The 20,815-nt window shown below is 54.4% G+C and carries 20 protein-coding genes; all 20 read right to left on the reverse strand.

Annotation, left to right across the window (positions count from 1 at the left end):
* Positions 1–4: 4 nt before the first annotated feature.
* The 20 genes from glgC to JNK54_03570 all read right to left on the reverse strand — a co-directional run bounded on the left by glgC (position 5) and on the right by JNK54_03570 (position 20,803).
* Positions 5–1,237 carry a glucose-1-phosphate adenylyltransferase gene (gene glgC, locus JNK54_03475; GenBank protein ID MBL8023327.1) on the reverse strand — a complete coding sequence of 411 codons (1,233 nt, stop codon included), beginning with the start codon at positions 1,235–1,237 and terminating at the stop codon, positions 5–7.
* A complete protein-coding gene (locus tag JNK54_03480; protein MBL8023328.1) occupies positions 1,234–1,926 on the reverse strand; it encodes an RNA pseudouridine synthase in 693 nt (230 codons plus the stop codon). Before JNK54_03480 ends, glgC begins: the two co-directional genes overlap by 4 nt.
* Positions 1,923–3,014 (reverse strand): response regulator, encoded by a 1,092-nt coding sequence (locus tag JNK54_03485; GenBank protein MBL8023329.1) that lies wholly within the window; start codon positions 3,012–3,014, stop codon positions 1,923–1,925. Before JNK54_03485 ends, JNK54_03480 begins: the two co-directional genes overlap by 4 nt.
* Positions 3,011–4,960: a response regulator gene (locus tag JNK54_03490; GenBank protein MBL8023330.1), complete on the reverse strand. Its 1,950-nt coding sequence runs from the start codon at positions 4,958–4,960 to the stop codon at positions 3,011–3,013. The genes JNK54_03485 and JNK54_03490 overlap by 4 nt, the downstream gene beginning before the upstream one ends.
* Positions 4,957–6,771 carry a hypothetical protein gene (locus tag JNK54_03495; protein MBL8023331.1) on the reverse strand — a complete coding sequence of 605 codons (1,815 nt, stop codon included), beginning with the start codon at positions 6,769–6,771 and terminating at the stop codon, positions 4,957–4,959. Before JNK54_03495 ends, JNK54_03490 begins: the two co-directional genes overlap by 4 nt.
* Positions 6,772–6,838: 67 nt before the next feature.
* On the reverse strand, positions 6,839–7,696 hold the full coding sequence (locus tag JNK54_03500) for an ABC transporter substrate-binding protein (protein ID MBL8023332.1): 858 nt from the start codon (positions 7,694–7,696) through the stop codon (positions 6,839–6,841).
* Complete coding sequence (locus JNK54_03505) at positions 7,693–8,010, reverse strand: Rieske (2Fe-2S) protein (GenBank protein MBL8023333.1); 318 nt, start codon at positions 8,008–8,010, stop codon at positions 7,693–7,695. Before JNK54_03505 ends, JNK54_03500 begins: the two co-directional genes overlap by 4 nt.
* A gap of 2 nt (positions 8,011–8,012) precedes the next feature.
* Positions 8,013–8,549 (reverse strand): type 1 glutamine amidotransferase, encoded by a 537-nt coding sequence (locus JNK54_03510; GenBank protein MBL8023334.1) that lies wholly within the window; start codon positions 8,547–8,549, stop codon positions 8,013–8,015.
* Positions 8,546–10,036 carry a leucyl aminopeptidase gene (locus JNK54_03515; GenBank protein ID MBL8023335.1) on the reverse strand — a complete coding sequence of 497 codons (1,491 nt, stop codon included), beginning with the start codon at positions 10,034–10,036 and terminating at the stop codon, positions 8,546–8,548. Before JNK54_03515 ends, JNK54_03510 begins: the two co-directional genes overlap by 4 nt.
* Positions 10,033–10,245: a sulfurtransferase TusA family protein gene (locus tag JNK54_03520; GenBank protein ID MBL8023336.1), complete on the reverse strand. Its 213-nt coding sequence runs from the start codon at positions 10,243–10,245 to the stop codon at positions 10,033–10,035. Before JNK54_03520 ends, JNK54_03515 begins: the two co-directional genes overlap by 4 nt.
* 25 nt (positions 10,246–10,270) lie before the next feature.
* Positions 10,271–10,678 carry a TraR/DksA family transcriptional regulator gene (locus JNK54_03525; protein MBL8023337.1) on the reverse strand — a complete coding sequence of 136 codons (408 nt, stop codon included), beginning with the start codon at positions 10,676–10,678 and terminating at the stop codon, positions 10,271–10,273.
* Between the two features lie 14 nt (positions 10,679–10,692).
* A complete protein-coding gene (locus tag JNK54_03530; GenBank protein MBL8023338.1) occupies positions 10,693–12,147 on the reverse strand; it encodes an aminotransferase class I/II-fold pyridoxal phosphate-dependent enzyme in 1,455 nt (484 codons plus the stop codon).
* Positions 12,148–12,290: 143 nt separating this feature from the next.
* Positions 12,291–13,340 (reverse strand): tRNA dihydrouridine synthase DusB, encoded by a 1,050-nt coding sequence (dusB, locus tag JNK54_03535; protein ID MBL8023339.1) that lies wholly within the window; start codon positions 13,338–13,340, stop codon positions 12,291–12,293.
* A complete protein-coding gene (gene tsaD, locus JNK54_03540) occupies positions 13,337–14,383 on the reverse strand; it encodes a tRNA (adenosine(37)-N6)-threonylcarbamoyltransferase complex transferase subunit TsaD (GenBank protein MBL8023340.1) in 1,047 nt (348 codons plus the stop codon). Before tsaD ends, dusB begins: the two co-directional genes overlap by 4 nt.
* 36 nt (positions 14,384–14,419) lie before the next feature.
* Positions 14,420–14,944: a hypothetical protein gene (locus JNK54_03545; GenBank protein MBL8023341.1), complete on the reverse strand. Its 525-nt coding sequence runs from the start codon at positions 14,942–14,944 to the stop codon at positions 14,420–14,422.
* Positions 14,945–14,961: 17 nt separating this feature from the next.
* The gene (locus tag JNK54_03550; GenBank protein ID MBL8023342.1) at positions 14,962–16,218 is read right to left on the reverse strand and encodes a S41 family peptidase; all 1,257 of its coding nucleotides are present in this window, start codon (positions 16,216–16,218) and stop codon (positions 14,962–14,964) included.
* Between the two features lie 39 nt (positions 16,219–16,257).
* Complete coding sequence (locus JNK54_03555; GenBank protein ID MBL8023343.1) at positions 16,258–17,412, reverse strand: peptidoglycan DD-metalloendopeptidase family protein; 1,155 nt, start codon at positions 17,410–17,412, stop codon at positions 16,258–16,260.
* Positions 17,409–18,218 carry a hypothetical protein gene (locus JNK54_03560; protein MBL8023344.1) on the reverse strand — a complete coding sequence of 270 codons (810 nt, stop codon included), beginning with the start codon at positions 18,216–18,218 and terminating at the stop codon, positions 17,409–17,411. Before JNK54_03560 ends, JNK54_03555 begins: the two co-directional genes overlap by 4 nt.
* Before the next feature lie 15 nt (positions 18,219–18,233).
* On the reverse strand, positions 18,234–19,250 hold the full coding sequence (locus JNK54_03565) for a polysaccharide pyruvyl transferase family protein (protein MBL8023345.1): 1,017 nt from the start codon (positions 19,248–19,250) through the stop codon (positions 18,234–18,236).
* A complete protein-coding gene (locus JNK54_03570) occupies positions 19,232–20,803 on the reverse strand; it encodes a hypothetical protein (protein MBL8023346.1) in 1,572 nt (523 codons plus the stop codon). The genes JNK54_03565 and JNK54_03570 overlap by 19 nt, the downstream gene beginning before the upstream one ends.
* Between the last annotated feature and the right edge of the window lie 12 nt (positions 20,804–20,815).

Below are 20,815 nucleotides of genomic sequence, written 5' to 3' on the forward strand. Positions count from 1 at the left end.
AACCTTAGCGCTTCAAATGGGCCCACTTGCTTCGGCCACGCCGAATGGCCACGATGCCGGACTTGCTCACGTGGTATCCCGCTTTTTCGTCAGCGACGGGATCATGGCCGATGATCGTATTCTCGGGGAACACATTAAAACGATCGGCCACCACGCGGCTAAATCGGCTGTTTTTCCCAACGACACAATGGTCCATCAAAATACTGTCTTCAACGACAGCCCCGGGCTCAATCACCACACCCCTTCCAATGACAGAGTGACGAACAAAAGCGTCGTTAATCACCACGCCTTCACTTAATATGGAATCCTCCACCTGTCGTCCCAGAACACGGGCCGGGGGCCCATTGTAACGGCCCGCCATGACGGGCCAACTGTCGTTACTCAAATCCAGTCGAGGTTTTTCCCCCAAGAGGTCCATGTGGGCGGACCAAAAAGACTCTAAGGTCCCGACGTCTCGCCAATACCCCGGTTCTTCATATTCTTTTTGACCTGGCAAGGGCGCCGTTTTAAAATTGTAGGCATACACCCGGCATTTTTCCAGCAACCCTGGAATAATGTTTTTTCCGAAATCATGGCCCGAATCTTTGGCAAGATCCGCGGTTAACGCTTCTTCCAACACATCCCGATTGAAAATATAATTCCCCATGGACGAATAGGCAAAATCGGGATCGCCAGGCATCGGTTTGGGATTTTTAGGTTTTTCATCAAAGTCCGTGATCCGCCCGGTCTTGGAAACAGAGAGAATTCCAAATCCTTTTGCATCGGCCAAGGGGACGGGAAGGGCCGAAATCGTGACATGGGCCTGCTTCTCCACATGAAAAGCCAACATTTGCCCCACGTCCATTCGATAGATGTGATCGGCGCCAAAGACAGCCACATAATCCGGATCGAAATCCCGAATGAGGTTTAGGTTTTGCGACACCGCGTCGGCGGTACCGCGATACCACAACTCCCCCATACGCATTTGAGGCGGGACCACCGTAATAAAGTGCCCCGGAACCAACCCTCGGTTGGACCAACTCATTCTCATATAATCGATCAGAGATTGCGATAAATATTGAACAAGGACGTACACCGAAAATATTTCGGAATTGGCGAAATTACTTAACACGAAATCCACAATGCGGTATTTGCCGCCAAAGGGAACAGCGGGCTTCCCCCGTTCATTCGTCAAGGGCATTAACCGCTCGCCCTTCCCGCCAGCCATAATAATTCCGAGGACTTTCGATCGAATCATTGAGTAGTTCCTCCTGTCCTGCCAAGATACACAATTTTAGGTTTTGAAACAATGTCGAAAATCGCAATAAAGGAGTTGGGGGGGCCACAAGAAATCGTGCGCGTTCCCCCTTCCGGATGGGGAAATTGAAGAACCGACGCGTGCAACATTAACCGGGCAACCCCTCCGATGGGTCGAGGGGCAGGTCCGTAGAGGGGGTCCCCCAAAACCGGATGACCGTGTCCAGCCAAATGGGTCCGAATTTGGTGTCGACGCCCTGTGACGGGGCGCACGGCCAAAAGAGATCCCCCGCTCCAGCGGGCCAAGGTTTGGTATTCCGTTCGACTGGGTTTCCCCCGTGGATCCGGGGCCACGCGACCCGAACCAAACTCGCGAAGAGGGTTGGAAAGAACCCCCTCCGTAGGATTCGGCTCCCCTTGAACAACCGCCCGGTATTCCTTCCGCACCTCTCGACGCTCAAAGGCTCTGCATAAAAAACGGTGCGCGTCCGGGTCTAAAGCGAAAAGGACTATCCCACTGGTTTCCCGATCAATCCGATGGACAACAAAGACCGGCCGCCCAAAAAATCCCAGACATTCGTCTTTTAAACACGGTATTGTATCCGGTGCCCGACCAGGAATAACCAACTGCCCCTCCGGCTTATGGACAGCCAACACCCGGTTGTCCTGAAAGAGAACGGAAACGCTCAAGGGAGAACGGAAGGTTTCGGGGAAAGAAGACTCCACAAGGGAACCGGCTCGGGAAAACCAGCCAAATCCACAGGACCTTTTTCTTCCAGCCGAAAAAGAGATCGCACGCGATCCGCCGTGGTGGGCCCCATTAAGATCTCATGGGGCCCGCAGACCTTCTCAATCCGTGCGGCCAAGTTTACCGGGGACCCAATCACACTGTATTCCGTGCGAAGCTTCGTTCCCATACACCCCGCAATCACCTCGCCTGTATTCAAGGCAAAACCGACCGCCAAACCGTTTTCCCCAACTCCAGCGGGAGCCAAGAATTGAAACATTGTCCGCGCTTTGAGAGCGGCACACGCGGCGGCGGCGGCGTGATTGGGCATGTCCCGCGGAGCGCCAAAAATAGCCATCAACCCATCGCCCATAAACTTATTAACTTCCCCCCCCTCCGCCCGCACCGCGGAAACGAGGACTTCAAAAATATTATTCAGCGCAAGAACGGCCTCTTCCGGTGAGACTCGCGAGGCAAAGGGAGTAAACCGCCGAACATCGGCAAAAAGGATTGTCACCTCTCGACGTGCCCCCCTCTTCCAAAAATCGTCGGGGTGATCCATCACAAAGTTCGCCACATCGGGAGTGGTGAATTGACCGAACAGATCTCGAACTTTTTGCATGGAGGAAAGCTCTGTATAGGCCTTCTTTAATTCGGCCCTTAATGCTTTTTCGCTTTCCAGTTCTTTCGACAAACCGCGCTTAGCGGAACAACGGTCCAACGACATGCGCAGCGTGTCCGGGGAAAAGGGCTTCACCAAGTAATCGTAGGCCCCTTCCCGAACCGCTTCAATAGCGGTAGACAAATCCGGAAACCCGGTCATAATAATGACGTCGCAATTGGATTTGGACCGGGCCACCCGCGTCAAATCCACTCCATTCGTTTTTCCCGGCATATCCAAATCGGTCAAAATGATTTCAAAATCTCCAGGCAAAAGAGCAAGGGCGGCGTCACCACTTGACGCCGTTTCAACGGTGTATCCGGCCTCTTTAAGGGTTCGGACAGCCAAGTCCCGCATACTTTTTTCATCGTCAACGACCAATACTTTCACGATGAGCTCCCTCCCTCTTGGACCGGTTGATCTGTGGACCCATCGATCGTTTGCCTAACTTTTTGTACCAAATCTCGTGGCCGGAAAGGTTTACCAAGGAAGGAAGACTGAACCTCCCGCAGGATACTGTTCCGGGTGTCTGACTCCATATAACCCGATAGATAGAGAACCTTTGTCAAGGGAAAAGCCGCCACAAATTGGCGCGCCAATTCCGTCCCCGTCATCCCGTTCATCACCACATCCGTAACGAGGATATCCACCGCCAAGGAATTATCCCGAACCATTCGTAACGCCTCTTCCCCACTCGCGGCCTCGAGAACCTGATAGCCACTCGCCGCCAATACCCGCGCCGCAAGGGTGCGGACCGATCGATCATCTTCCACCAACAAAACCGTTTCGTTTCCCTTAAAGAACTCATCGGTCTCCGTGCTTTTTTCCTGAACGGAAAGGACCTCTTCTACCCTTGGGAAATAAAGGCGAAACGACGTCCCCTCCCCCACATTCGTGGTGACCCGGATATGGCCCCCCGATTGATGGACAATCCCGTAAACGGTGGACAAGCCCAAGCCCGTTCCTCGTCCCTTTTCTTTGGTGGTAAAAAAAGGCTCATACAGGTGGGCCATTGTGGCGGGATCCATTCCGGTCCCGGAATCGGTCACAATAAGTATGGAGTAGGCCCCCCTGGGGACTTCCTCTCCGTCCACCATATCCCGATTGGATGTTTCTATGGTTAAGGTCCCGCCTTTCGGCATGGCGTCCCGCGCGTTGACGCTCAAGTTTAATAACACTTGCTCCAACTGACCCATATCCACTCGAACGCGATACAATTCTTTTTCCCGAACCGTTTTAAGTTGAATATCTTCACCGATCAGGCGCCGCAACATTTTTTCCAAGTTCGTCACCACTTGATTCATATCCAAGACCGTGGGTTGGGTGATTTGCCGCCGACTGAAGGCCAACAGTTGCTGGGTTAACGTCGCGGCCCGCCCGGCGGTCTCTTTAATTTCCTCCACATCGGATCGACGGGGATCCATCCGATCCAATGACCGCAGCAGAAGGTCACTGTACCCGTTAATGGCGGTCAATAAATTATTAAAATCGTGGGCCACGCCACCGGCCAACCGCCCCACCGCTTCCATTTTTTGCGCTTGGCGGACTTGATCTTCCAATCGTTTCCGTTCTTCAATGTCTCGCGCCACAACGACCGCCTTAACCGGGACTCCTTTTTCATCGATCGCCCAATTGATGACGGACTCAAACAACCGCCAAGCCCCTTCTTTGATTTTGTAGCGAAATTGAACTGTCCGATCGGTTTGGGATTCCAACGCCACATGAAACGCTTCCCGCGCCACCGTCCGATCATCCGGATGAACCAACGAAAAAGCCTTCTTCCCCAAGAGCTCTTCAGGATCGAGTCCCAAGGAGCGTTTAAACGAAGGGTTCGCGTAGATAAACTGGCCTTTTTGATCCAAAAGATAAATAAGATCCAACGTGTGTTCAGCGATCAACCGAACCTGGGCTTCCTGGGCACGAAGATTTTTTTCGGCCATTTCCTTGGCACGGCGAATGTCACGCCCTTTCACCGCGTTCAACACAGCGGACGGCAACCGACGAAGTGTTGATTTTAAAATAAAGTCGTCGGCCCCCCGTTTCATGCACTCCACCGCGATCTCTTCCGATTGAGCCCCCGTCACCAACACAAAGGGCACGTCCGGCCTGTAGCGTCGCAGAATCCCCATGGCTTCCATGGCATCAAACTGAGGAAGGGCGAAATCGCACAGGACGATGTCCGGCGCGAAGTCCTTCACTTCCTTTAAAAAGCTCTCTCGGTTGTCGGCCCAACACGACTCAAAGAGAACCTTCGCTTGAGTGAGCTCGTGTTCAATAAGTTCCCGATCCTCGGGACGATCTTCCACAATCAAAATGCGAAACTTTTCGTGTTTCATAGGGGAGGTGTCCGAAGAGAAAAATAAAATGTCGCGCCTTCCTGGGGCCGACTTTCAGCCCACACGCGCCCGCCATGCTTAAGAACAATTCGATGAACGATGGCCAAACCCACCCCCGTCCCCGCGAATTGAGAACTCCCGTGTAACCGTTGAAACACTTGGAAAAGCTTTCCGGCAAAATGAGGGTCAAACCCAACCCCATTGTCTTTCACGAAATAGGCCGTTTCACCGTTAATCATTTCGACACCGATTTCAATCACCGCGTGGGGAAGGCGTGAAGTATATTTGAGCGCGTTTTCAATCAAGTTGGTCCAAACCTGGCGAACCATCGCGTTGTCCCCCCTCGCGTTGGGCATAGGACGAATGGTCACATCAATGCTTCGGGGAAGGGGCGGCGTGGTTAAATCCTGGTAAACTTCCCGGGCCATTTCCCCCATATTCAATTCGATCCCCACTACTTCTTGACGGCCCAACCTGGAAAAAGCCAAAAGATCATCAATGAGTTGGGCCATGTGTTTTGAATTTTTAACCACCAACCCCAAAATCCGCCGTCCTTCCGGAAGAAGGGAAGACGCGTGTTCATTGAGGAGGATCTGCGAAAACCCATCGATCGCCCGGAGCGGGGCTCGCAGGTCATGGGAGATGGAAAACCCAAAGGACTCCAGCTGCCGGTTGGCTTCTTCCAACTCCCGTGTCCGAAGTTCCACTTTATTTTCAAGATTTTGGCGCGCCTCTTCCAGCTCTTTGTTGCGTCGTTCCAGACCTTCGGCCATGGTATCGATGGCCCTGGCCAAATCGGCCAGTTCACCAGACTGAACCCCAATCCCGGTGCGCGCGGAAAGGTTTCCCGCACGCAACTGCCCTGTGGTCGCCAAAAGACTGTGCACGTGCCGTGTAATAAAATACCCTCCCACCCGTCCGCACAACGCCGCCGCAATTAAAAGAGAAAAAGCCAACCACCCCAAATTTTTATACAAACGCCATCGCGCCATACGAAAAAGATCATCGAGATGAATATCCATAATCACCCGCAACCCCGAAAGGGGCCGCGTCCGGACGGGCGCGATTGAACAAAGACGATCCCCGGACCGAAAACTGGCGACCGACCCCGGAAGCGAATCGCCACCAGAAAAAGGGTGCGTTTGCCCTAAATCAGAACTTTGAGAAGATCCCAACACGGTCCCATTTCGGTCCACCAGAGCCAGTCTCGCCCCCATGTGGTAAACACGGTCATCAATCAAGGGGGAGAGAAATTGCAAGTCAAACGCGACAAACACAACACGATCGATTTTTCCTTCGGAATTGACAATGGGTTGAGCGCAAACAATGGTAGGATCTTTCGTGAACCGACCGGACTGATAGTCCCCCACCGAAAAACGGCCGCTCTCCATCACACGCTGAAAGTAGGCCCGATCTCCCACATGCGTGGGCCCGGTGAACGGAAGGGCACTTGCCCAAAGAGACCCGTCCGCCTTGGCCACTCCCAAATTGTCCAAATGGGGATAATTGGTGAGATATTTCGCCAAGGTTCTTTCACAAGATTTCCTGTCCCCCGATTGGATTTTCTCCACCTGGGAAAGGGCGATCAATACCTGTCGGGCACTTTCAAATCGGCCCTCATAGGTCTCCGCGGCGACCCGCACCGAAACTTCCGCCTGCCGTGAGGCTTCCAACAATTCCTGCTGTTCTCGACCGATATGGTCGTGCAAAATAGCCAAGACAGCGGGCACAAACGACACCGCCACCACCAAGGCCAACCTCGCCCGGAGGCTGGAAAAAATATGTTTGAAACGACCCCAAAAGACAATCACATGGATCTCCCTTTCTCCTCAAATTTATATCCCCCCAAAGGGAGGATGTCAAGGAGGAATAGTCGAATCAGGGTCGTTCGGGATGAATGATTTTAAAGGTAGGGTTCTTGGGAATCAAACGCCGGGCCCAGGCCAACCGAAAAAGAGTCCGAAGAGCTCGTTCGCCCTCCGGTCCCATGTCCAGAGTATCCTGGTTCACATACATTTTAACAAACCGCTCCCCGACCGTAGCGTTGACCCCTCGCCCATACCGTAACGCGTAGGCCACCGCCTCTTTTTTATTCTGATAGGCAAATTCGATGCTTTTTTTCAGAAGAGTGGCCATCCGTCGGGCTTCCGGCAACCCCATGTCTTTGCGAACCACATCCAACCCCAGCGGGATCGGCAACCCCGTTTGATCGTGCCACCAGCGGCCAAGATCCATAACCTTCACCAACCCCTGTTTCGCAAAAGTGATTTGGCTCTCATGAATCACCAACCCCGCGTCCACCTTCCCTTTCCGAACCGCGTCGGGGATTTTATCAAACCGAGTGTCCACAGCCATGAACCCTGGATGAGCCAACCGCAACAACAAGAGAGCCGTTGTTTCCGGCCCCGGCGTGGCGATACGAAGGGCGGACCAATCCTTGGCCGCCAGGTCACGTTTCCGATCCGCCCGACAGACCAACACCGGCCCGTACCCGCGCCCCACAGACGCCCCCACAGAGAGGATATAATACTTGTCGGCAATTGAAGGGTACGCCCCAGTGGAAACCGCGGTCACCTGGTGCAACCCCTTCCGGGCGTCGCGGTTCAGGGATTGAATATCTTTCAACACATGGCGCACCCGCCATCCCTCAGGAAGAATCCCCCCCTTCACCATCCCAAAAAACATGAAAGCATCGTCCGGGTCCGGACTGTGGGCCACACTCACCAATCGTTTCATGCCGCCGACTCCAGATCGACAAATAAAACTTCGCCACGAACTTCGACGGGGTATTTTTTTTGTTTCGTGTTGGGGTCCATGGCCAAACAAGCGTTCTTCACGTCAAAAGCCCACCCGTGCCACGGACAGACGATAGAGCCCCCTTCCACCCGACCATCCGCCAAGGGCGCCCCCCGATGGGGACAGATGTTGTCCATGGCAAAAAAAGATCCGTTCACGTTAAAGACCCCCACGTCCTGGCCTTCCACGAGGTAACCTCGCCCTTCCCCCACAGGAACGTCTTTGGTTTCCCCCACCCTGACCCAGCGACCCATACTCATTTCCCCACGGGTTTGACCCGTTCCAGAAGAGAAATCAGTTCCCGGCAAAAGGCCGGCAAATCGTCTGGGGTTCGCGACGTGAGGAGATTCCCATCCACAGCAAATTCCTGGTCCACCCATTGGGCCCCGGCGTTCCGCACATCGTCTTTAATGGCAAAAAAAGAAGTGGCGGTCCTCTCTTTCAAAATCCCCGCGGAAGCCAACACCCATCCCGCGTGACAAATGGCGGCCACAGGGCACCCCCGGCCGTCCAGGTCACGCACGAACTGAAGAATGGGTTCATGCCGCCGAAGAAAATCGGGCGCCCAACCTCCCGGCACAACCACCCCATCAAAATCCTTACTTTTCACTTCCGAGATCGCCTTGTCCGCCACAGCGGGATACCCAAACTTCCCGCGATATTCTTTCTTTTCAGGGGCCACAAAAACCACCCGAGCTCCCTCTTCTTTTAATCGAAGCGCCGGATACCAGACTTCCAAATCCTGAAAATCTTTTTCCAACAAAACCGCCACCACACGGCCGGCTAATCTCATTTTTTCCTCCCTTTCCATTCCACAGCCAACGTCAAAAAGGTTCGAACCAAAGCCCCTGTCGCCCCGGGTGGGGAAAGGGGTGTCCCGTTGCCGTTCCAGCCCACGGAAGCCATGTCCACATGGGCCCAAGGGCCCTTGCCCGCAAATTGTTGAAGAAAAAGCCCCCCCACGATTGTCCCCGCCTCACCCGGATTTCCAATATTTTTCCAGTCGGCGACTTTACTTTGAATATGCTCCAGGTAGCCCTTTTCCAAGGGCAACGGCCACATCTTTTCGCCCGCCCGATCGCCCGCGGACCGCAATTCTTTTTCCAGGTCAGGATGGTCCGTCATGAGCGCCGCGTAGGTTTTTCCCAAAGCCACACCAGCGGCTCCAGTGAGGGTCGCCACATCAATGATCGCGTCCACCGGAAGTTTTGCCGTAAAGGAGAGGGCGTCCGCTAAAATCACCCGCCCTTCCGCGTCCGTGTTCAACACTTCAATGGTTTTTCCGTTCATGGCTTTCACCACATCACCGGGCTTGTACGCGTCGGGCCCCGGCATATTCTCCGTCAACACCGCCACGCCGTGAACTTCAACCGAAGGTTTCAAACGGGGAAGAACTTTAAACATAGAAAAAACCGTGGCGGCACCGGCCATGTCGTATTTCATGGTCATCATACCGTCGGCGGGTTTAAGGGAAAGCCCTCCAGAGTCAAAGGTCACTCCCTTCCCCACAAAAGCCACAGACCCCCGGGTTTTTACGGAAGGCCGATACCGGAAATGAACCAGAACCGGCGGGTGAGCGCTCCCCCGGTTGACACCCAACAGCGCGTGGGCCCCCATCCGTTTCAGTTCGGCTTTACCATAAACCCGAACCGTCACCCCCCGCCCCGCCAAGGACCGGGCCACCACGGCCAGTTGCTCCGGCCGTTTGTCACTCGGGGGTCGGTTGATTAAATCCCGCGTAAAGTTGGTGGCCTCGGCAAACAACACTCCCCGAGCAAGAGATTCGTTACCGTTCTTCACGGCCAAACGGTCCGACACCAAAATCATTTCAAGAATTCCCGCCCGTTTGGCCCGTTCCGATTTGCAGGCGTCAAAAACGTAGGCCCCTAACCCAGCCCCTTCCGCTAAGGATTGCACGCAACCAAGGGGATCCAGCTCTTTCCCCAGCGCGGAAAGATCTGGAACAAGGAATTGAACTCGGGGGAGATGGGCCTCAACCGAAAATCGCACCACAGCCGCGGCCGCCCGCCGAAACGCGTTCCCGTCCAATTCGGACTTTTCCCCAAGTCCCACCAACAGCACCCGTTCCGCTGGCTGACGATCCACGGGACGAATCAAAACCACGGTGCCCCTCTTGCCCGTAAAACCGTCTTCCCGGGCTTGGGCCAAAAGGGAGGCCGAGAGTGAACCCGCCATCACACGCCATTCCTTTCCCACAAGGACCGCGGGAACCACCACCGGAAGACGTGCCACTGTTTTGGGGGAGAAAAGAATTTTCATGGTTTTTTTTGTACTCTCACTCGAAAGCCGCGTTTTAAATCCACCACACCCACGACCCGATGGCCAAACTCCGCACACCACGCCACCAGATCGCGTCGTGTCGTGGGGTCATCCGCCAAGAGGTCAACCACCGTCCCGGGCGAATTCTTTTCCAGCGTCAACGACAACCGCACCGTTGGGACCGGGCAAAACGCTCCTCGGGCGTCCACCCGAAGGGGCCGCTCAGTCCTTTGATTAGCGACGGGGGGTATCGATCTTCGCCTGACAGGCAATGCAGTGCCGCGCGTGGGGAATGGCCTTTAACCGCGGAATAGCAATTTTACCCCGACAGGATTCACACACGCCGTACACACCGGTCCCGATTTTCCGAAGAGCGGCTTCCACGGAATCCAAGGTGTTCCGTTCGTTATCGGAAAGCTCAAAAAGAAGTTCCCGTTCAGAAGATCGCGTGGCCTGATCCGCTTCGTCGCCCACATCCTGGGAAGAAATATCCGGACTTTTATTCCCTTCCACCAGACGAAGGATCTCTTCGCGCATTTTGTTCAATGCCTTTTCATACGCTTGGGTTCCGGCCTGTTTAAATATTTTAATTATGGCGGGCTTCTTCTTGGCCACGCTTTTAGACTTCTTGGGTTTGGGCATCGGAATCTCCTTTGTTAGCGCGCGGCCACAATCTTAATGGTCCGAAGCGCGTCTCCCTCTTGACCAACAACACGAATATCTTTGTCAGACAAATCGGACAGGTAGTTTACTATTTCCCGCGTGATTCGTTCACCCGGAATAAGAACCGGAATGCCCGGAGGATACGGGGTGAGCGTCTGGGCAGATATTTGACCCACCGCTTTCGAAAGCGGGACCCGCTTACTTTTGTGAAGGAGGAAGACGTCCCGGGGGTTCATGACCATTTCGGTGGTCAGCTCGGGAATCTGAAGGACCCAGTTCTGAGCCCCCCCGCGGTGCTTGTCGTCAATTTCCGCCAAGGCATCGATCAGTTTGACCACATCAGACTTGTCGGACCCTATCCCCATAATCGCAATCAGGTTGAAGAGATCCGCCGCGTCCACCTGCACGTTATACTTTTCAGCCAAAATATCTTCGATTTCATGCCCTGACAAACCGGTTCGGGTTACATTCACCGTTAATTTTGTCGTGTCCAAATCGTAACCCCGCGCCACAATATCCTTTCGGGAAAAGGTGAAAATATTCTTCATGAGGCTGATCTGTTTCCGGGCCCATTCGGCATTGCGAATTACCCGCTCCAACATTTTCTCCCCTTCCAACACGGCCTGGCGGCGCGCCACGTCCAAGCTGGACAGGATCAAATAGTTAGGGCTTGTGGTTTGAAGCAGGGAAACGATTTTGCGCACTCGCCCCACATCCACCAGATCGGATTGTAAATGCAACACGGATCCCTGGGAAAGGGCCGATAGAATTTTATGGGTGGATTGCACACACATATCCGCCCCCGCCTCCACGGCGGAAACCGGAAGATCCTTGTGGAATTTCAAATGGGCCCCGTGAGCTTCGTCCACTAAAAGGATTTTTCCCCGAGCTCGACAAATCTCTTTGATTTTAACCAAATCCGCTGAAATCCCGTTGTAGGTCGGGCTCGTGACAAACACGGCCTTGGCCTCCGGAAAAAGCCGAAGGGCTTCTTCAATTTGCTCTGGGCTCGAATCAAAAAGGATGTCCAGATTCTGATCCACTTTCGGCTGAATCCATATGGGCCACACCCCCGAAAGAATCACCCCCGCCATGGTGGACTTGTGGGCGTTTCGGGAAATAATGACTGAATCCCCGGGCTGACACGCCGCCATCAACATAATCATGTTCCCCGAAGAAGACCCGTTCACCAGAAAGAACGAATGTTCCACCCCATAGGCCATAGCCATCAACTGCTGCGCTTTTTTTATGGGCCCCACCGGATCGTGAAGAGAATCCACTTCCGGAAACACCGTCAAATCCATAGCGTAAAGATTTTTCCCGGTAAACGCCTTAAGACGACGATCCACCCCCCGCCCATTTTTATGTCCAGGCGTGTGAAAACTAACCACCTGTTTTTTGGCGTGGTTTAAAACAGTCTCAAAAAGAGGCGCTCGGTTATGTCTCATCGTAAAGTCTCATCTCCTTCGAGGGCATATTAGAAAGCATTTCCCAAAGGATGTCAAGAATCCGCCGTTTGATCCGGGAAAACAGAGCCTGGATAAAGCATCGACCCCAGACAAAAAAAACGTTTGAGTGGGGCACCCCCGCGTCAATCGTTTCCTGCACCATCGTTCGAAATTCCACTGAGTTTTGTTTCAAAATCACCCAATAAGGCTAAAAACGCATCCAGACGATCAACCCGATTGGCCAAACCCCGAAAGGCCGAAGCGTTCGGAAGACCTTTCACATAAGAGAAAAGATATTTTCGCAATCGCCGAATACCGACGGTTTCCCCGTAATACTCCACGATCATTTTGGCGTGTTCTCGCAAGAGGGAAAACCGCTCACGTACCGGAACGGCCCAAGAAGAGGGGCCACCGGCTCGCGCCGACAAAAACTCCAAAAAAAGGAATGGATTTCCAATGGCCGCCTGCCCCACAAGCACCCCCACCACACCGGAAATATCCATCATCGCCCGAACATCTTCATAGGCATGCACCCCGCCGTTTCCAAAGACGGGGATGTCCACAGCTTGAACCACAAGCCTTAAGGCCTCCAGGTTAGGCGGGCCGTCGTGCCGGTCCTCTTGGGAGCGCGCGTGAATGGAGACCGCGGCCGCGCCTTGATCCTGGGCGATTTGGGCGAACCGAACCGCGCGGTTTTCTCCTGGACGAAAACCCAAACGCATTTTGACTGTCACAGGAACCCGAACCGCCCGAACCATGGCCCCCACACAACGGGAAAAAACAGACTCCTCTTTCATGAGCGAGATACCGCCGCCACTTTTAGTGATTTTAGGAACAGGACATCCACAGTTGAGATCCACCACGTCGGCACCCGCCGCTTCCGCCGCTTGAGCCGCCCCCGCCAAACGCTCGGGATCGTTCCCGAACACCTGCATACTGATCGGATGTTCGTCCGGAAAAGTGGCCAGCATTCGATGAGACCTTTCGTCTTTGTAGTGAAGAGCATTGGCCGAGACCATTTCAGCACACACCAGACCCGCGCCACCGCGACGACACAGCCGCCGATAGGGGGGATCTCCAATGCCGGCCATCGGGGCTAAGATAAACGGGTTCTCCAATTGGAGGGAACCGATTCGGGGATTGGCACCTATGGGCATGAGGGAGGTCGCCTTCCGGAGAGACAAAACGGTCATCCCCAGCTTTCAATGGCCAAGGTTGAATCCACAGAGAGAGGCTCAGGTTCGGAAACGCGCCCACCGCGGAGGTGCTTATAGTATCCCGCAACCGCAATCATAACCCCATTGTCCGTGCAAAGAAGAGGGGACGCCATATGAATCTTGTGCTTTTTCCCATGAACGGCAAAACCCTCCCGCAACGCGCTATTGGCGGCCACCCCGCCGCACACCGCAATATGGCGAAGCCCCAAAGTATCCGCCGCGGCCACGGTTTTTTTGACCAAAACGTCAACGACCGCCGCCTGAAAACTGGCGCAAACGTCGGCCACCTTTTTTTTAGAATCACGAATTTCAGGATGATCCCGAAGATAATAAACCACTGAAGTTTTTAATCCTGAGAAAGAAAAATCAAACCCTTCGCCCAGAAGAGCTCGCGGAAACGGGATCGCCGCGGGGTTCCCTTTCTGCGCCGCACGATCAATGGCGGGCCCGCCCGGATAGCCCAACCCCAAGCAACGGGACACCTTGTCAAAAGCTTCCCCAGCGGCATCGTCCCGGGTTCGTCCTAAAACATGGTATTTCCCGTAGTTCTGGACATGGACCAATTCTGTGTGGCCCCCCGAAACAACAAGGGCGAGATACGGAGGCTCCAAATCCGGGTGACCCGGCAAAATGGACAGGAGATGGCCTTCCAAATGATTCACCCCAATAATGGGTTTCCCGTAAACCCACGCCACCATTTCCGCCACGACCTTTCCCACCAAAAGAGAGCCCACCAACCCTGGGCCGACGGTCACCGCCACCATATCCACAGGGAGCGTTTTGGGGAAAGGAGCCGCTCCACGTGGGGTCTGCCCCTTCAACGCCGCCTCCACCACCCCCTGAACCGTCTCTACGTGAGCCCGGCTAGCCAATTCGGGGACAACGCCCCCATACGGTTGATGGATGGGCACCTGACTGGAAACCACGTTCGATAAGATGTGGCGACCGTTTTCCACCACTGCCGCGGCAGTTTCATCGCAAGAAGTCTCAATACCGAGAACGCGAATCATTTTACTCATGGGCCATTGCCGCCTTTTAAAGAATCTCGTTCACACTCATTGATCACGAATCACAACCCGTTGAAAAACATGGTCCCGATCCCCAAATTCCATGAGCCATATTCCCCGTTCCGTTTCATCGCGCATCAGGACCAACCCACTGTTGGAAAGAAACTCAACGACGCGCTCCAAAAACACCCCCGACTGAAAAGAGAGAGGGCGCGCCATCTCAATGGTGGATTCAATCCAAACCACCCCCCCCTCTCGTCGTTCTTCATTAAAGTTTTTAAGGACATGCGCGTCCCCCACACCGGCTCGGCCCAGGAATTTCCGAAACCGCGCGTGGGCCGTCGCGCTTTGGCGAGACAAATCGGCTGTGGGGGGCCGAGGGACACCCGATCGCGAAGAAAACGCAGACAAAAAAGCGGGCGATTTCAGCGCCGGCATTTTGAAGGACGACACCCGCCCGATCCACTGGTCCCGGGTCCACCACGCCACGCCCCCTCCGACACACAGGACCAAAATTAAAAACGCGTCCATAAGAATACCACCACGAACAGAAGAAAACCCTTTCTTTCTCACGAAAGGAGAGCTCCTGGTCAACGTTTCATTTGCTGAAAAACAGCTTCCGCCTTGAGAATCTGAATGGCGCGCTCCAACACCTCATCTTTTACACGGTCTTCTTCTTTTACAACGGACATGGGGGCCTTATCTTTCGCGTAAAGTTCATCGGCCTGCATGTAAAGCTTGGCTTCAATTTCTTTTGGAACGTTGATGACGATGTCCGGGGTAATCCCCCCTTTCTTCGTGGTCTCGTCCCGATGAATGGACCGCCCATTCGGCGTGTAGTATTTGGCCACGGTCAAACGGAGCGCTGAGCCGTCATCCAGCGGGATCACGGACTGAACACTCCCTTTCCCAAAGGTCTCCGACCCAATGATGATCGCCCGCTTGTGGTCCTGAAGGGCCCCTGTCACGATTTCGGAGCCGGAAGCGGACCCCCCGTTCACCAAGACGGCCAAAGGAAGATCGTCAAAGGGGGCCTTGCTGTCTGCAAAAAAATCTTGCCGCGGCTGGGCGCGTCCCTGAGTATAGGTCACGATCTTTGAATCACCGATAAACAATTTTGTGACATCCACGGCCGAGGTTAACAACCCGCCAGGATCGTTACGAAGGTCCAGGACCAAAGAGGTCATTCCTTTTCCTTTCAACCCTTTGAGCGCCTTGCGCATATCGGCTTCACTTGTCTCAATAAACTCATTGAGTTTTACATACCCGATGTTTTCCTCTAAGAGGGTGGAACGTACGCTTAATATTTTAATCACCTCCCGGGTGATCGTAAAATCACGGGGCTCCTTGTCGCCTTCGCGAGCGATGGTGATGGTGACTTTGCTCCCTGGTTTTCCCCGGAGCCGAGTGACCGCGTCTTCCACCGCTAGCCCTTGCGACACTTCCCCCTCAATTTTCACAATTTTATCGCCCGGCAAAATTCCCAACCGATACGCGGGGGTATCGGGCATGGGGGTAATCACCGTTAACCACCCGTCCCGCACCGCGATTCGAATGCCGAGCCCTCCAAACTGACCGTGAGTTTCGGTTTTCATCTCTTTATGGGCCTCAGGCTCCATAAACTGGCTAAAAGGGTCCAAGCTCCGCGCTATTCCCGCCGCCGCGCCATAAATCAATTTTTTTTGGTCTGTTTCTTCTACGTATTGTTCACGGACGTGCTGAAGGATATCCACCAGAAGTTTGATTTGGCGGTACGTTTCATCCACAGCCGAACGGACCGGAGACAAAACCGTTCCCAAAACCAGGCCCGCGAATAGAAAAGAATAAAGCATCGCTCTTTTTTTCATAGGACAACTCTCCTTAAAACAACGTGTTGCACGGCGAAATTAGTTTCTAAGCCACTCTTCAGGGTTCACTGGTTCCCCATCGACCCGAAGTTCAAAATACACCTGGGGACGCCCGTTCTCATCCCGCCCGGGATCGCCGACGACATCGCCGGCCATAACCCTTTGACCGCGTGTCAACTGAAGGCCTCCCAGTTGGGCGTAAATGGTGTGCACATGGTCCGAGTGGCTCACCAACGCCATCAAACCGTAATTCATAAAAGGCCCCGCAAAAAGAACCTCACCCTCTTGAACAGCACGGACCGTGGCCCCGGCCATCGGGCGCAAAAGGACCCCGTTGGATATGGTCGGGGCCCCCACCTCGGCGTTTAAAGTACGCCCAAATTTTTCCACCACGGGTCCCGCCACAGGCCAGGGCAATCGCCTTCGCCACTTGTTCCCCACACCTTTGACTGTTGGCACAACCGTGGCTTTGGCCTTTTTGGCCGCCAAAGCCTTGGCTTCTTTCTCTTTCAAAAGCAAATCGGCAATCTTCTTCTCAAACTTCCGAGCGGAGACATGGAGTTCCTTGAGCTGGCGATCCAAAACCATCTGACGCCCTTCCGCCGTTTTTTGTAAATCCCGCATGCGCCCCCGGGCGTTCTCGGCCCGTCGTTCTTCCCGCTGCTTATCCAACCGCAGCCGCCGCAAATTTTCTTCGGCTTCCGCCAGATCATCCCGTAGGGATTGTACGCTTTGGTGATTCTCTTCCGCAAAAGAAAGACTGGCAGCCCGATCGGACAACAGAGCTTTTTCATACATCAAACTGGAAAAGGACCCCTCCGATCCCAAAGACCATCGGATAAAGTAATCCCGAGTCTCTGAGGACAAACGGTCCCGCCATTCCCCTAAATCGTGTCGAGAAGATCGGACCCGCGACTCGGCTTCCGCGCGTGTCTTCTCCGCCTTAATCAATCGGCTTTCCACCAACGAATACGCTTTCCGCGCGCTCTCCAATTCCGTGGAAATCCGATCCACTTCTTTTCGCAATTCCCGAACCCGTCGTGATGTGTTTTTCTTTTCCTGTCGTTTTTCTTCTATTTCCGACTGGATTTTTTTTAAGCCATCCCGTTTAGATTCCACAGACTCTTTCGCCCCCACCACCGCACAAACGCCCACAAAACCCAGCAGGAAGCAGGCGCGAGCAGAGAAGGTCATTCTTTTTCTCGTCCGCGAAAGAGGCCTCCCAAAAGACCCACAAACGTTCCCGCCAAGACACCAAGGGGTTCCCAGGTCCCCAACCACAAGAAAAGGACAATCCCTCCGCCCCCCCCGCCCAACGTTCCGACAACCGCCCCCCACAGAGGAGACACGGCTCTCGCCAAAGAGGGTCCGGAAAAAAGAAGTCGCCCGAAGGCCAAAACAAGAACCATCGCTCCACCCCAGAGAAGGGCCGAAAACAACACTCTCTGTTCATCTCGCACGCGCCCCAACAAAGCTAAACGATCCAGACGGGAACGGTCGTAACCCACCTGATAAACGCCTTCGAGTTGCTTCCACTTCTCCGCCGTTGACACCATGTGGGCCGGGGCGAGAAAAGCGGGATCCCACACCACCTCAAACGATTCGGGAAGGGGATTCCTCACCGTCAGTTTTAACGCGTCCACTAAAGAAGGATCGTCCTGCGCTCGCCCCAGGGCTTCTTCGCGGGTGACAAACCGGACCGACCGAACTCCCGGCGTTGACAAAAAACGTTCCTCAAGAAAAGACCGATCCACATGCTCCGTCAAGAAAACTTCAAACCGAAAATCCCGCGTTTCCCGTTGAACAAACCCCTCGACCAACCGTTGAGTGTGTCCCCCCATCGCGAAACAAAATCCAGCCGTGATCCCCAAACCCAAAAGAATCACGAAAAAAGGATATTCCCTCCGCTGAGGTTTCGGTCGAAGAGCTCGCCGCCTCAGTTCAGGGATGAGGGTTTCAAGTCTTTTTTTTAGCTTATCGTTAGGCAATGGAGCGGTCATTCCCGTGAGATTTTACTAATTATGGAGCGAAAGGGCTGTGAGATCCCGGAGAAGGTCTTTCAAAGCCATTGCCGCTTGGGCGGGCCGTACGCCCGGAGATCGCGGGCCCATCTCAAAGGCGTTCCGGAACACCCGCGCCCAATCCGTTGAAGCGACGGCTCCGGGTTCAATCATCGGGACCTCCAACTCTTGAGCCAAGTCCCGTACCTTCCCGTGCCCCGGGATCGCAATCACCGGGCGGCCCGCCAACACCGCGGCAATCAACCCGTGATAACGCATGGTAACCACCAAATCATACGCCGCGATCCGTTCAAAAATATCTCCGGGCACATGCCACGTTTCCAACCGATGAAAGTGCGGAAAACCCTGTCGGCATTGGGCCAAGGGGATCCGATCCTCCATAGGATGCAGAGGGAGGAACCCGTATTGATAGTGAGGGGAAACGGATCGGAGAGCGCCCCCAAATCCACCGCCCGCATTGATCTCTGAAGGGAACCGGGGAATCCATAAAACTCGTCGGAGAGAAGGGGAAGGCTTAGGGGTCGCCGTGGGCCACGCCCAAACGATATCCGGCATCCACCGAACGGCAACCCGACGCCGTGAAAGGAAATTCAGGGACGTCTCCTCTCGAACCCAGACACCCAAAGCTTTTTGCAGCAAAATAGCGGTTAATCTTTTCCCAAGACTCCCGAGGTCCGGATCCAAAGCCAGACTGAAACCGAACAAGGGTCGTCCTAACATTCGTGCAATAAGAGGGAGTGATAAATAATACGCCAGGCTTCGGCCGCTGGTTCGGGATTGAAAGAGTTCTCCCCCGCCCAAAACAAGTGCCCGGGATCGACCAAGTTCTAAGAGCACTCGCCAGAGATGAAACCGAGGAACCGCGGGCCCCCCTACGGGCCAAGGCCCCGACAAAAAAGGAGCGGGGCCCAAGGCCCCGCGCAGCATTTGAAGTATCATTTCGTCCCCAGCGTTTCCGTTACCGAAATATCCGGCCAGAAGGGGAGGAGGATTTAGGCCAACCTGTTCCACCGACCCTCAGCCCATCGAAGAAGAATAAACAGGAGCCCCGCGACAACGGTCCCCATCCAGACCCCATGAAATGTTCGCGTCAAGGACACCCACAGGGGCGTGTGGGCGTGGCAAAACGTGTTCACCAGGGAGAGGGGACCAATAAATCCGACCAGAAGAAAGGGCCTCGCGTCGTGAAAAACAAATCGAAGGGCCTGGGGCAAAGGACCTCGGCCGCCAGGAAGAAAAGGGGTCTCTCTTCCCAACCTCTCTCGCAGAGAAAATCCCAACCACAGAAGGGGATACCCAATGAGAAATTCTTTAAAGCGTGGCCGAACACCCAGAAATGATTCCAAATGCCCCCGCAAAACGAGTTCGAGGGAGGAAGCATCCGCCACCGTTCCATGCCCAATGCGAAGAATAAAGTAGGCGACCGCTCCCAGGACCGCAATCCCCAAAACCAGACGGCCCACAGTGACAACCTCCAAAAAAATGTGCCGTAATTCATCCGCCCGGTAAAGCGTAAAAAGTGCCAAAAGCAAGGGAAGCAAAAGCGCCGCTTTCACCCCGCGAAAAACAGAAAAGCCAAGGGCAAAGGAGGGTGTGGACAAAAAAGCGGAAACCAGGAGTCCCGTTCCCAAAGCAGCCCCCGTCAATCCAATAAAAGCTCGCGCGGAAGAGCGTTGACGCAGAGCCCACATGAAGGCCAAAGAGGGGAGCCCAACCGACACCCCAAAAGCGAACAATAACCGGAGCCTTTGGGAGAAAGGAATCAACGGGGCGGGCCATTCGTTGAAGCGGGCGTTCGCGGGCCCCAACCGCCATCCGTCGGCCTGGAGAGCCGTCGTTAAGGAAACCAAAAATTCCTTATTGGCTTCGGTTGAAAGGCCTGGAAACAACCGAATATAAAGAAACCGCACTCCCCGTTCCCGCACCGCCCGCAACAGCCGCCCCCGCACCGCCGCACGACTGGCAAGAGACATTTCGTCCTCCAGCAGTGTGTGGGCACGCACAACACGGTTGGGGAAAGAATCTTTCAACGAAGACATTCCCCTCTGACGGCCGAACTCGACCCAAGGGAGATGACTGTCGGTCTCCAACAACCATTCTTTGACAGGGGAAAGATCCGGATAGCCCATCACCGCCGCCCCTGAAAAAAGAACATTCCGTAGGGGAGGCCCCCCTGCTGTTGGACGAGCAACGCCCGGCCATTTTTTGGACCAATCGGAGAACGGGACAGGTTCAGGCCGAAGAGTGAGGCTGAGACCTTCAGGGATACGGGAAGCCCATTCTCGCGTCAACAACCGAAGAGGCCGGGTGGGATCCCAATAAACAGCGACACTTGAAACTCCCGCTTCCTTGAAAAAGGTCAGTGTCTTCCAGGTCTCTTCATCATCCTGGTCGGATAAAAGTTCAATTTCAGACCCATCCACACAAATTTCAACCGTGTTGTCTTTTTCCCATTGCCAACGGGCCCCCAAGGAATGCACGACAAAAAGCGTTACCCAAACCCCTGCAAAAAAAAGAGCCGCCCCGCGGGGGGACCATGCCTTGGAAACGTTCCCGCCCATCACTCTCTGGCTTCT

This window comes from Elusimicrobiota bacterium (assembly GCA_016788905.1).
Classification (GTDB): Bacteria; Elusimicrobiota; Elusimicrobia; order FEN-1173; family FEN-1173; genus JADKHR01.